This is a genomic window from Paraburkholderia nodosa, assembly GCF_001718195.1.
GTDB classification, from domain to species: Bacteria; Pseudomonadota; Gammaproteobacteria; order Burkholderiales; family Burkholderiaceae; genus Paraburkholderia; species Paraburkholderia nodosa_A.
In genome coordinates, this window is record NZ_MCNV01000002.1 from 1 (window position 1) to 13046 (window position 13046).

9 protein-coding genes and 2 pseudogenes are annotated in these 13046 nt (G+C 61.8%); 3 read left to right on the forward strand and 8 right to left on the reverse strand.

Translation table 11 applies throughout. The annotated features are described in order from the left end of the window. Positions 1–401 precede the first annotated feature (401 nt). Positions 402–800, forward strand: a pseudogene (locus tag BFD71_RS03360) (helix-turn-helix domain-containing protein); the annotation flags it as partial. A gap of 238 nt (positions 801–1038) precedes the next feature. Here the strand turns inward: BFD71_RS03360 and BFD71_RS03365 are convergent. The 3 genes from BFD71_RS03365 to bktB all read right to left on the reverse strand — a co-directional run bounded on the left by BFD71_RS03365 (position 1039) and on the right by bktB (position 4341). After that, on the reverse strand, positions 1039–2049 hold the full coding sequence (locus BFD71_RS03365) for an IS110 family transposase (protein WP_069261896.1): 1011 nt from the start codon (positions 2047–2049) through the stop codon (positions 1039–1041). Between the two features lie 218 nt (positions 2050–2267). Further along, positions 2268–3119, reverse strand: coding sequence for a 3-hydroxybutyryl-CoA dehydrogenase (locus tag BFD71_RS03370; RefSeq protein ID WP_069261897.1), 852 nt, complete (start codon positions 3117–3119; stop codon positions 2268–2270). A 34-nt stretch (positions 3120–3153) separates the two neighbouring features. Next, complete coding sequence (gene bktB / locus BFD71_RS03375) at positions 3154–4341, reverse strand: beta-ketothiolase BktB (RefSeq protein ID WP_069261898.1); 1188 nt, start codon at positions 4339–4341, stop codon at positions 3154–3156. A gap of 315 nt (positions 4342–4656) precedes the next feature. Between bktB and BFD71_RS03380 the strand changes: the two genes are divergently transcribed. Continuing rightward, positions 4657–5259: a phosphatase PAP2 family protein gene (locus tag BFD71_RS03380; RefSeq protein ID WP_069261899.1), complete on the forward strand. Its 603-nt coding sequence runs from the start codon at positions 4657–4659 to the stop codon at positions 5257–5259. On the opposite strand, the gene BFD71_RS03385 is transcribed toward BFD71_RS03380, so the two are convergent. Next, positions 5248–5718, reverse strand: a complete 471-nt coding sequence (locus BFD71_RS03385; RefSeq protein WP_176732818.1) for a hypothetical protein — start codon at positions 5716–5718, stop codon at positions 5248–5250. The two genes, BFD71_RS03380 and BFD71_RS03385, sit on opposite strands and share 12 nt — an antisense overlap. A gap of 32 nt (positions 5719–5750) precedes the next feature. Here BFD71_RS03385 and BFD71_RS03390 point away from each other — a divergent pair, with 32 nt between their 5' ends. Continuing rightward, positions 5751–7457 (forward strand): site-specific integrase, encoded by a 1707-nt coding sequence (locus BFD71_RS03390; RefSeq protein ID WP_069261901.1) that lies wholly within the window; start codon positions 5751–5753, stop codon positions 7455–7457. A gap of 37 nt (positions 7458–7494) precedes the next feature. Here the strand turns inward: BFD71_RS03390 and BFD71_RS03395 are convergent. From BFD71_RS03395 to bfr, 4 genes and pseudogenes are all read right to left on the reverse strand, one after another. Then, positions 7495–7674, reverse strand: a pseudogene (locus BFD71_RS03395) (LysR substrate-binding domain-containing protein); the annotation flags it as partial. A gap of 70 nt (positions 7675–7744) precedes the next feature. Next, the gene (locus tag BFD71_RS03400) at positions 7745–9496 is read right to left on the reverse strand and encodes a thiamine pyrophosphate-binding protein (protein ID WP_069261903.1); all 1752 of its coding nucleotides are present in this window, start codon (positions 9494–9496) and stop codon (positions 7745–7747) included. 334 nt (positions 9497–9830) lie between these two features. Continuing rightward, on the reverse strand, positions 9831–11576 hold the full coding sequence (locus BFD71_RS03405) for a methyl-accepting chemotaxis protein (protein WP_069261904.1): 1746 nt from the start codon (positions 11574–11576) through the stop codon (positions 9831–9833). A gap of 794 nt (positions 11577–12370) precedes the next feature. Then, positions 12371–12847 (reverse strand): bacterioferritin, encoded by a 477-nt coding sequence (bfr, locus tag BFD71_RS03410; protein ID WP_069261905.1) that lies wholly within the window; start codon positions 12845–12847, stop codon positions 12371–12373. Positions 12848–13046: the final 199 nt, after the last annotated feature.

A 13046-nucleotide genomic window follows, 5' to 3' on the forward strand; every position in this document is an offset into this window, starting at 1 on the left:
TCGCGCACCAACCGCGGCATCGAGGTGCGTAGCCATGAGCGTGCGCCCGGCACGAAGAAGACGCGCGAGTTCACGCAGGCCGACATGGAGGCCGTGATCGTAAACCTTGCGCAGCGAAAGACGCTAGCAACGCAGCCATCCAGACCTGGCCAGCGGACTGCCCGGACCCGCTGAACAGGCACAAGCGCCCTGCTGCTTCAACCGCTGGCCTTCAGCACTGCAGGAACATCAGACCGGGGAAGAGATGCGACATCTGTATTTAGCCCGCAGTACGACATCTGTATCTGGCCGGGACATTGTCACAGCTTTTTTGTAATGTCTGATTCTGGCTCATTAGTGATGTCCGATTCCTGCCCTGGTTGAGGCGCACGCTCGCGTGAGGCGTCGACCAGGGGCAAACCATGAACGGACGTGAGCTGATCACGGCAGGCATGCACGAACTCGAGCGGGTCAAGGTCATCGAGGCGGTCGTTGAAGGCCGCCTGCGGTGTTTTCAGGCGGCTGAGCGGCTGCAGCTCGGTGAACGGCAGATCAGCCGGCTGTGCCGGCGCTATGAGGCTTGTGGCCCGGCGGGCCTGGTGTCGGCCAGACGTGGGCGGCCCGGCAACCGGGAGCTGCCTGTTGACCTGCGTGCCCGGGCCGTGGCGCTGGTACGTGGGTATTACGCCGATTTCGGGCCGACGCTGGCGTGCGAGAAGCTGCGCGAGTGTCACGGCATCCGGCTGGCGAAGGAGACGGTACGTCGATGGATGCGCGACGCGGGGCTATGGATACCGCGCGCGCAGCGTCCGCCGAAGGTCGCCTCCCATTTGCAAGGTGATTGTGCGTGGCGAGGAGGGTGGTTGCGGACTTATATCCGGACTCGATCGCGGGCATGCCCGCCGGCCCCGATGGATTTCGCCGCAAAGGTCCTAATCTAATTAGCGGACTCGAGGTCCGAGAAATGTCTCAGGCTTGCCTTTGCGCGGTCCAACCTGTCTTGCCATCACTCAGTACACCTGTGCAACCGTGAATGGGGTTACTGCCTTTGAAGCGTGGTCACTGCGCTTGTGCTGCTTCATACGTTCGGCCGTACGCGAGGAGCGCCCAGATTGTTCGCGCCATCTTGTTGGCGAGTGCAACAGCTACGACGTTCGTTGGACGACGGGACAGCATCTGGCGCAAGCGCTCCGGCAAGTGCCTTGCGCTTACGATGACCGATCGCGCACCGTGGATCAGCAGCGTTCGCAGATACACGTCGCCACGCTTGCTGATGCTGCCGAGCTTCACCTTGCCGCCGGAGCTGTTCTGTCGCGGTACGAGCCCCAGATAGGCGGCAAATTCCCGTCCGGAGCGAAACGTCTGTGCCTGTCCGATGACCGATACCGCAGCAGTCGCCGTGAGGACACCCACGCCAGGAATCTCCGAGATGCGTTTGCATGCATCATCATTGCGGCGCCAATCGAGAATGCGCTGCTCGATCCGTGCGATCTGATCGTCGAGTGCGCGAAGCCGCGAGAACTGGTCCTGCAGGCTGTCTGCGAGCATGGCTGGCAGCTGCTCGGCCAGTGACGCCAGCGCGACTTTCGCGGCCTCGATCGATGCCCGGCGACCTTGCGGCAGCACGATACCGAATTCGTAGAGCAGCCCTCGAAGCTGGTTGACCTGCATGACGCGGATCCGGACCAGTTGCTGGCGTATCCGGTGCATCGCCAGCATGGCCTGCTGGTCTTCGGTCTTGACGGCCACGAACCGCATGCCGGGACGCTGGGCAGCTTCCCAGATCGCCGCAGCGTCGGCCGCGTCGTTCTTGTTTGACTTCACGAATGGCCGTACGAACTGGGCTGCGATGAGCCGGACGTCGTGCCCAAGCCGCGCGAGCACCCGTGCCCAGTGATGGGCGCTGCCGCAGGCCTCCATGACGACACGGCTCGCAGGCCGGTTGGCGAAGAACGGCACGAGCTGGGCGCGTTTGAGTACCTTGCTGCGGATTGCGCCGGTCTCGGTCTCGACGTAATGAATCTGGAAAACGCGCTTGGCCAGGTCGATGGCAATGGTCGTGGGTTCCATCTGGTTCTCCTTGGCGGCTGGACTGCCGAACCAGCAATGTCGCATGTTCAGGACGCGAGACTGCGGCGCTGGACGGCCCATTAAGGCGGGAGGCGACCATTCCATCTAATGAGCCGGAAACCGGACACTTCTATCTGGCCACGAGATATTAATGTTCGTAAACATCCAAACCCACCGCATCACATTCGACAATCACCCTCACGCGCGCCGCATTCCTTCTAGCTGTAACTAAAGACGCCGCGCCCAGTCTTGCGGCCCAGACGTCCGGCGGCCACCAGTTCACGAAGCAGCGGGCACGCGCGGTATTTCGAATCGCCAAAGTCCTTGTAAAAAACGTCCATGACCGAAAGCACCACATCGAGTCCAACGAGATCGGCAAGCGCCAGCGGCCCGATCGGCTGATTCGCTCCGAGACGCATGCCGGTATCGATATCCTCGGCTGGCGCGACGCCTTCCGCGAGCAGGAAGAAAGCCTCGTTGATCATCGGCACGAGAATGCGGTTGACCACGAAGCCCGGCGAATTGCGCACGCTGATCGGCGACTTGCCGAGCCGCACCGTCAACTCGTGGACCGCCTCCGCTGCGGCGCTACCGGTTTCGAGGCCCCGGATGATTTCGACGAGCGGCATCAACGGCACCGGATTGAAGAAGTGCATGCCGACGAGGCGCGACGGGTCGGCAAGCGCGGCGCCAAGCGTGGTGATCGAGATTGAAGACGTATTGGAAGCCAGAATGGCGTCGGGACGCGCGACCGCTTCAATCTGCTTCAAGATGCGCAGCTTCAGATCGAGGTTTTCGGTGGCGGCTTCGATAATCAGCCCAGCAGCACCGAGGCGCTGATAATCGGTGCACGTCTCGATGCGGGCAAGCGCGGCCTCGCTCGCCGCCGCGTCCAGCTTGTCTTTCGCAATGAGCCGATCGAGGCTTCCCTTCAGCGCGGTAAGACCTTTGTCGAGCGCGGCTTCGCTGACGTCGACCACAATCACGCGCACGCCAGCGAGCGCGGCGACCTGCGCGATGCCGGAACCCATCGTCCCGGCGCCCACGATTCCCAATGTTTCGATTTGCATGGCTTTATTTGGCGCGCCCGAAGGCGCACTCAACTCACTGGACGTTTTCGAAAATGGCGGCGATCCCCTGCCCGCCGCCAATGCACATCGTGACGAGCGCGTAGCGGCCACCAATGCGCTTGAGTTCGTGCAGCGCCTTCACGGCGATCAGTGCGCCGGTCGCGCCAATGGGATGGCCGAGCGAAATACCCGAGCCATTGGGGTTCACCTTTTCCGGGTCCAGACCCAGCTCCTGCGTGACCGCGCATGCCTGGGCGGCAAAGGCCTCGTTCGATTCGATCACATCGAGGTCCGCGACGGACAGCCCCGCGCGCTGCAACGCAAGACGCGTAGCCGGCACCGGCCCGATGCCCATGTAAAGCGGATCGACGCCCGCATGTGCATAGGCCACGAGTTTTGCCATCGGCGCGAGGCCGCGCGCCTCGGCCGCTTCGCGCGACATCAGCAGCATGGCTGCGCCTGCGTCGTTGATGCCGGAGGCGTTGCCCGCCGTGACCGTACCGTTCTCTTTCGCGAATACGGGCTTGAGCTTCGCGAAGTCGTCGATCGTGGCGTCGTGGCGCAAATGTTCGTCGGTGTCGAAGACGGTCTCGCGCCCTTTCACCGTGCGCTTGACCGGCACGATCTGGCTGGCGAAGCGGCCCTCGGCGATCGCTCGCGCTGCGCGGCGATGCGACTCGAGCGCAAGATTGTCCTGTTGCTCGCGCGTGATGCCGTAACGGCCCGCGACATTCTCGGCGGTCACGCCCATCGGCACGGTGTGAAAAGGATCATTGAGCGCGCCCAGCATCATGTCGATGAGGCGTGCGTCGCCCATACGTGCGCCGAAGCGCGCCTCGGTCGTGATATACGGCGCGCGGCTCATGTTCTCGGCGCCAGCGCCGATCGCCACGTCAGCTTCGCCGAGCAGAATGGTCTGCGCGGCGGAAACGATCGCCTGCAGGCCGGAACCACACAGCCGGTTGACGTTGAACGCAGGCGTCGATTCGGGAATGCCGGCATTGATCGCGGCGACGCGAGACAGGTAGAAATCCCGCGGCTCGGTGGCGATCACGTTGCCGAACACCACATGCCCCACGTCCTTTGCCTCGACGCGGCTTCGTGCGAGCAGTTCGCGCACGACGATTGAACCGAGTTCGGTTGGCGGCACATCTTTCAGGCTGCCGCCGAATTTGCCGATCGCGGTCCGCACACCGCCCATCACCACGACTTCCCTATTCATATGGATTCCTCAGTTATCTGTCTGCCGCCTGTGAAGCGCCGACGCAGCCTGTTTCTACCTCTGGTCCCGACCTGTTCAGGAAGTACCCAAGGCACGCCGTGGCAATCCTAGCGCCAACCGGCGCCTGACAGACTGATCAAACCGGCCGACATACTGACAAAACTGGCCATGTCATGCCGTCCACGGCGGCCGGACCGTGGAACGCGGTCGCCCCTGTTAAGGTTTTGTTAAGGGGCCGATGCGTAGAATCGCCTTTGACAACCGGAACCCCCTTCAAGTGTTAACGCAAGAACGGGCGTGAAAACAGAGGGCCCCATGGACGCAGTCGAAACACTGAACCGAACGTTTTTTATCGCACTCAATGCCACACCCGCGACGCCGCATTGGCTCATTACCGCGGGCACGCTGATCGCGGACTATGCGATCCTGCTGGTCCCGGCCATGCTGGTGGCGCTATGGCTGACAGGCTCGGACGAACGCCGCGCGTTGGCGGTGCGCGCCTGCTTTGCCGGCTTGCTGGCTCTCGGCATCAACCAGTTGATCGGTCTGGCGTGGTATCACCCCCGCCCTTTCGTCAGCGCAACGGGCTATACGTTTCTCGCCCATGCGCCCGATTCTTCGTTTCCTAGCGATCATGTGACGCTGCTTTGCGCAGTCTCGTTCACCTTCCTGTACGGCGGGAAGCGGGGAATCGGCTTGCTTGCCTTGTTCGTCGATATCGCCGTTGCCTGGGCTCGCATCTTCGTCGGCGTGCACTGGCCATTCGACATGATCGGCGCGGCGATCGTCGCGTGGCTGGCCTGCATGATTGGCAGCCCGTTCTGGCGCCTCGCGGGCGTGGCGGCGACCGGCGCGTTGATCGCGCTTTACAGGAAGGTTCTCGCTGTACCGATTGGCTTGCGATGGTTACGGCCGTAGTGAGCCCACCATCTTCGCGTTTCCTTTGTTTTCCAGATCGGAGAGAATCGGACTCCCGCGGCGGATGGCGGCTATCGCACCTTGAATATTCGATCGCGCGACAGCAATTCCCATATCCAGAATGATCTCGGCCGGCGCGCGCGAGTCGATACAACTGAGGACGATTGCTGCAGGATACTGGCCGCTGGCGCTCGCTCTCTTCTGCGCGAAGAAGTCCTGCTTTTTCATTTTGCCGGTACGAAACCGCTCGTCGCCGGCTTTCATCATTTCGATGATCTCATCGGGAGTCAGCGCATTGCGCTGCGATTCGGACAATGCCGCCGCCTGGATATCGCCCGCCGTGAACGGCGTGCCGGCAACGCCGTCGCCACGCTTATGCCGGCCTGGCCAGCGTGAAAGAAACGTGAAGATGGTCAGACGGAGTGTATATCCAACTAGAAAGATAATCCTTCTTATCACTAGAGGCTTATTTCTAAGCTAAACTTCGTCAGATGAAAACGCGTCACACACCCCTTGCCGCACCCGCTTCCACCGAGCCGCCCGGATTCCCCGACGCCGACGAACTCGCCATGCTGCGTGCGTGGTATGCAGGCCTCGCCGTGCGGCCCGCCGTCGAGCGTTATCTCCCCTCGGCGCTCGGCGACGGGAAATCGGCGCGTGGCGTGCTCGGACGCATCCGGCGCAGGCTCGTCGCCCTCGCGCGCGCGGCGCATCGCGACGATCTGGTGGCGCTGTTCGAACATCCCGTGGAGGAACGCGAGCGGCACGCCAAGGCTGTCGCGCAGGCAATCGACAGCCTGCGCAACGCCCGCCCGCCCGAACCCCAGATTGCTGACGACATCGCGCAGTGGTTCACGCCGCGCGCCGTGCGGGTGCTGTACGCGCACGGCATCACCACGCTCGCGGACCTCACCGTGCGTATCCCGCGCCGCCGCCAGTGGTGGAAGGCCGTGCCGGGACTCGGTGTGGCGAGCGCCCGCGCGATCGAGGCGTTCTTTGCGGCCTGGCCAGCACTCACGGAAAAGGCGCGCGCGCTCATCGTGGCGAGCCAGCGCGGCGACATCGCACCGTGGGAGTCACTCAAACTGCCGCACGAAGTCGACGGCTCCGAAGGCACTTTCCGTGCACCCCGCGCGACCTGCACGCTGGATGCGTCGAACGACTATGAAGCGATCCAGACCTGGCTCGCGCTGCACGAGTCGCCCGCCACGCAGCGTACCTACCGGAAGGAAGCCGAACGGCTGATCCTCTGGGCGATCGTCGAGCGGGGCCGCGCGCTCTCGTCGCTCTCGACCGAAGACGCCATCGCCTACCGCGCGTTCCTGCGCCATCCCTCTCCACGCGGACGCTGGGTCGGCCCCGTGCGGGCACGCACGTCGCCGGACTGGCGGCCGTTCAACGGCAGCCTCTCGGCGCGCTCGGTTGCGCATGCGCTATCGATCCTCGGCGCGCTGTTCCGCTGGCTCATCGAGCAGCGCTACGTGCTCGCCAATCCGTTTTCCGGCGTGAAAGTGCGCGGCGCGAGCGGCGCGCAAGCACTCGATACATCGCACGCATTCAGCGAAGGGGAATGGGCGCTCGTGCGCACGATCGCAGACGGCCTCGAGTGGTCGTACGGCTGGTCAGCGCCGGCGGCTCAGCGGCTGCGCTTCCTGCTCGATTTCGGCTACGCGACCGGCCTGCGCGCGAGCGAACTGGTTGGAGCCACGCTCGGCCACGTCGAAACAGATGCACGCGGCGATCACTGGCTGCGCGTGACGGGCAAGGGAAACAAGCTTGCGCGCGTCGCCTTGCCGCCGCTCGCGTGGGAGGCGCTCGCGCACTATCTGGCCGAACGTGACCTGCCGGTCGTGTCCGTGCGCTGGAATCCGGCGACGCCGGTCATCGGCAGTCTCGAGGCCGACAGCGACGCCGCGATCAGCAGCGTGCGTCTGTGGGGGGTGCTGCGGCGCTTCTTCCTGCTGGCCGCCAAAGCCATCGAGGCCGATCATGCGCCGCTCGCGGAAAAGCTGCGCCGCGCGAGTCCGCACTGGATGCGCCACACGCACGCCACACACGCGCTCGGGCGCGGCGCCGAACTCACCACGGTGCGCGACAACCTGCGGCATGCTTCCGTTTCGACGACCTCGATCTATCTGCACAGCGACGAGGTCAAGCGCGCGCGGCAAATCGCGGACGCATTTGGCAAAGCGAAATGAATCCACGTTCAGCCGAAGTAAGCGACCTGACAGCCGCTTATTGGGCCGGCTTAGTCGGGTCTTCCTGCGCGAGCCGGGTCAAGACGTCGGCGAGTGCACGAATCCTGGCCTGTGCGGCGCGTTGCGAGGGATAGACGAGGAAATAGCCCAGTCCATTTTGCACGACCTCGCTGAACGGCATAACGAGTGCCCCCGCCTCAAGGCGCTCCTTCGCCATGGCCGCGCGATGCAATAGTTGGACGATGCGCCGATGGCCGACTCGTTGTTGTTCGCCCAGTTGAAGTTGTTCAGGAACAGGCCCCCGCTTCCGAATAGTACCGGTTCGGCGCGGGAAAGACCCCTGTCATGACTTCAATCAGGAACGGGCCGTCATATCGACTTGCTTCACCAAGAACATCGTCCAGCTCGTCGATTCCGCTAACCACGCGTGCCGCCACACCAAACGACGATGCAAACGCGGTCCAGCTATGACGGGGCAGTCTGGTGAACTGCTCCGAAATCAGACCGCCCCTCATCGCATCGATGTGAATTGCACCGTGCGCAGAGTTGTTCAGGACGACGTAGATCACTTTGACGCCGTAGCGAGCTGCCGTCTGAATCTCCGTTCCGTGCATCATCATGCATCCGTCGCCTGTGACTACGACGCAAGGGCGTTCGGGGGACGCAAGCTTGACGCCAATTCCGGCTGCAATAGCCCAGCCCATCGGCGCGAGAGCGTTGGACGAAAAGTAGTTGCCCATACCCGACGACAGCCAGTAGTGGGCCATGAATATACGATGGGCACCGGAGTCCACCACGACGTTGCTGTTGCTGGGCAACAGTTTGCACAGGCGCTTGATGACGGCGCCAGGATAAAGCGATTCATTACCGCTGGAGGTCTGCTGCGCGGAAAAATCCTCGAATTGCCCGTCGTACAGGGGAGTCTGGCTGACCCCGGCGATCCATGCCCTCCTTCTTTCGAGCACTTTCTGGAAATCGTCGTTGGCGCCCGTGTTGATCCGGGCAAGCAACCGGAAGCTAGCCCCGATTCCCGAGAAAATGCTGCGCTGGGCAATGTGCCCCATCGGCGGCTGATCAAAGCCATCATCGAAGACAAGCAGATCCTTCCCCTCGGTCAGCTTCCTGCTCCAGTTCATGCTGTCGCGCTGGTTCAGATCGCTGCCAAATACAACGAGCGCGTCAAGCTCGTCCGAATTGATCACACGTGCGGCGCGCGAATGGCTTGAGAACCCGTAGATGCCCAGCGCGAGTTCGTGTCCCTCGGGAAAGGCACCCTTGCCTGCCAGCGTCGTCGCGACCGGAACGTGAAATTTCTCGGCAACCTCAAGAAGCGCCCTTGCAGTTTCCGCGTCATTCCCGCGACTACCAATCAGAAACGCGACTTTCTTCGACTGGAGCAGATAGAGGCGGCACAGGGCATCCAGCGCGGTACGGTCAGGGGGCGCTTCACCCAGATTGAATTCGTGCTGGGCGTAGGGTCGCCGTGCTACCTGCGGACCGGGAGGGACGTCCTGCTTTTGAACGTCAACAGGGATACTGATGAATGACCGCGCCCGACGCATCCAGTTCAGCCCGTCCGTCGCACGACGTAGCTCCGCCTGAACATTATCCTTGTTCTTCAGCTCGACCACGTCCGTCATCAGACCTCTGACCACGCCACTTTCATAGATGCCGCCTGATGTCGCATCCTGGAACGCCCCTTTACCCTCCGCTGTCGACGAAATCGCTCCCGCAATATAGAGCATCGGAATCCGGTCTGCCTGCGCGGCTGCCATGCCGGGCACGAAGTTCATGGTACCGGGACCGGAAATTCCTGCGCAAACGCCGAATTTGCGGCTAGCGCGCGCATAGCCATCGGCCATGAAAGCGCTGCCCGTCTCATGAGCGCCAACGATGCCGCGAATGGATGGTGAATCATCAATCGCAGCCAGAAGCGGGTAAATCAGCTTTCCGGGGACCAGAAACACGTGGTCTATTCCCGCGGACTCGAGCGACTTCACAACTACCTTCGATACGTTGGGGGAAGCGGAAGATCTCATGGTCTTTGATTGCGATCCGGACAGAAGTCAACATTCGGATCCTGCCGCTCTCCATCGCGGGGTAATGCACGGCCTTGCGGATTTGAAATGCACCGAAGCCGGCGACAACCGATGCCTGGAGACAGCAAGATGGCCTTTGACACACTGCACTTGCTGCTGCAGTCGTGTCTCGCGCTACTTCAACGGGCCCGCTCGTAACGCGGCCCGCGTGTCTCCATCCGGGAGTTCCTCGTCGCCGGCTGCGGCAACATACGGCGAGCGTCATCGTGGCTCTTCGTCCACTCGATCTGCCTGCGCTCTGTTCTGAATCGCCGCCCAACCCTCGCAGCCCGGTTCAGAATGTCTGCCAGTCCGATGTGCCGGCAGCGGTGGCAGCCAGAACCTTACTCCCGCCCCCGGACGGCTCTGCCATCACGGCGACCTTTCTCGTTGTTGCCGGAGAGGACGTGAGGCGGTTCCGGGAGACGGTTTGCGAGGCCTTCTGCAGCTTCGTCGCCGGAGATGAAGTCGTTCCGTTGCCATTGAACCTGAAAAAGGCCACCGCTTTGCGTAGGCTCTCCGCCTGCTGCGCCATCGTCTGCGCGGCTGCCGAAGCCTCTTCCACGAGCGCGGCGTTCTGCTGCGTGACCTGGTCCATCTGGTTGACCGCCTGATTCACCTGCTCGATACCGGTGCTTTGCTCGCTCGATGCCGACGAGATTTCGCCCACGACGTCCGTCACGCGCTTCACCGATTGCACGACTTCCTTGATTGCGCCGCCTGCTTCTTCGACGAGCCTCGAGCCTGCTTCCACCCGGTGAACAGAGTCGGAAATCAGTTCCTTGATTTCCTTCGCAGCAGTCGCACTGCGCTGCGCGAGCGTGCGAACCTCGCCCGCTACGACGGCGAAGCCGCGCCCCTGCTCTCCAGCGCGCGCCGCCTCGACTGCTGCATTCAGTGCGAGGATGTTGGTCTGAAAGGCGATGCCCTCGATGACACCGATAATCTCGGACATTCGCGTCGAACTCGTGGAGATGTCGCGCATCGTCTCGACGACGCGACCAACGATCTCGCCGCCGCGCTGCGCCACACCCGAGGCTGTACCCGCGAGCGTGGCAGCCTGCGTTGCATTGTCCGTGTTGTGGCGGACCGCCGCGGTCAGTTGCTCCATGCTCGACGCGGTTTCCTCGAGCGACGCGGCCTGTTCTTCGGTGCGGCTCGACAGCTCGAGATTGCCTTGTGCGATCTGCGCGCTCGCAGTCGCGACACCTTCAGCGTTTTCGCGCACCTCCGAGACGACCCGCATCAGGGCCTCGCACATGGACTTCAGCGATGCCATGAGGCTGTTTGTGTCGCCGGCGCGCAGGTCGATGCTCACGTTCAGGTCACCCGCGGCCACGCTTCTGGCCACGGCGGCGGCGGTTGCAGGCTCGGTACCCAGTTGCCGGGTGACGCTACGCATCATCCAGATGCCGATACCGAGGCCGATCGAGACGGACATCGCCACGAGGACAAGCATCAGATTGCGGCCTTCGCCGTACACGGCGTCGTTGGATTCCGCCGTCCTTTGCGCGTCGCCCTGTTTCAGGGTAACCAGATTGCCCATCAGGACGAGCGTCCTGAAACCCTTGTTGTGATACTCACCCAGCATGTATTCAGTCAGGCCATCCCGGTCCTGTAACGCGGCAGAATTGATCTTGCCTTTCATTTCGTTGAAGGCCTGGATGTAGTCCTGCCAGCCCTGATCAAGCTCGCCGAAGGTCGCCTTCCCCTTGTCGGTATAGACGAGCGGTTCTGCCTGGTTCAGGTGATCACGCGCCTGGGCCAGTGCCTTGTCGGCCTGGTCCAGCGAGCCAGCCCGCTGCTCGGCCGTTGTGGCCAGAACCGCATTGCGCAGATAAGTTCCGACTCGCAGTACGTCCGCGTTAGCCTGCTGGATCAGGTTCAGTCCAACAAGATCCTCTCGATACGTCTTGTCTGCATTTGCGCTGATTTGCGCCATGTTGCGCAGACCGATCCCGCTAACCGCAGCGCTGATCGCCGAAACCAGGATGAAAGCGCTGATCAGTTTGGTGCCGAGCTTCATGTTGCTGAAATTCATGATTCACTTTGGTGAGAATGAAAGAACCAGAATGCTTAAGCGAGTTCGTGCCCAGCTCGACGCGGTATCAACGTCGAAAAGTCCGGCAATCGTGTTTCGACTCAACGAACAAGCGCAAACGCCTGGCGTCCGTGACGCCTGACACCGGTGCACCGCCACACGAACACCGGAAGCAGCACGGGACATATCTGGGTTATCGGCGGCATTATTTATTTCTTCATACAAATTGTTCATCTGCCGGCGAGATTTTTATTACATCGCTGCACGGTCCTTACGGGCGCGTCCTGGGAGTCCGAAAACGTTTCCAGCAACACAGCTGTCATAGACTTGCCATCGATTTCATTACACAAATCTTTCATTATTGCCCGATGCAATTGCCGAAACATTTATCCTTAAGACGTTTTCCAGGGTTTGGGTATTGACGCTGCATGCGCCATTCTTCTTGCCGTCCGGCTGCCGGCATTCCAGGTGCTCGTTTCTCCAGGAGAACTCTCGCGGCGTGCGGGGTCGGTGGCAGCAGCGAGTCGACAACGTCCACCTCGACGGCCACTCCTTCGAGCATCGGCGGCACCGTAGCAGTCGGCGACGCGCTAGCAGGTGCGAACGTCACGCTGATCGATTCGACGGGCAAGAGCGTCACGGCAACGAGCGACGCAGGTGGCAACGACTCGATGCCCTCACGAAGTACAACGACTAAACGTTGTCGACCACTGGTTTCCTGAAGCAGAGGTGCGTGGGTGCCCCGCAAGCGGCATCCACGCTTTTTCCCGGCATGCTCCACGCCGGATCGCGTATCAGCTGACCGAGGCCATCGCCGATTGCTGATAGTTTTCCAGGCCGATCTTGTCGATCAACCCGAGCTGGATTTCCAGCCAGTCGATGTGATCCTCGGTGTCGTCCAGGATCTCGACGAAAATTTCCCTTGAGACAAAGTCCCGAACGGATTCGCAGTAAGCAATGGCTTCCTTGCACTGTGCCTGCGCAGTGCGTTCGAGCTTGAGATCGCCCTCGAGCACTTCGCGAACGTCCTCGCCGATCAGAAGTTTGCCAAGGTCCTGCAGATTGGGCAGGCCATCGAGCATGAGTATCCGCTCGATCAGTTTGTCCGCGTGCTTCATCTCCTCGATCGACTCGTCGTATTCGTGTTTGCCGAGTCCTGCGAGACCCCAGTGTCCGTAAAGTCGTGCGTGCAAAAAGTACTGATTGATCGCCGTCAGCTCGTTCTTCAGTTCCGCATTGAGATATTCGATGACTTTCGGATCTGCTTGCATGACTCCCTCCGGGGCGCTGTGTCGGCACAATTACAACGAGCATAGACAGTTGACGCGCGCAGCGCGCGAACGAAAGCATCAACGAGAAGAATTCAGCGTTTTACCGGCTCGATTTACGCAGAGGAATGACGCTTTAAACCGTCCATTGGCGTGTGTTGTTTGCGAACCACCGGATCAACGCTGTGAAAGTCCCGGCCTG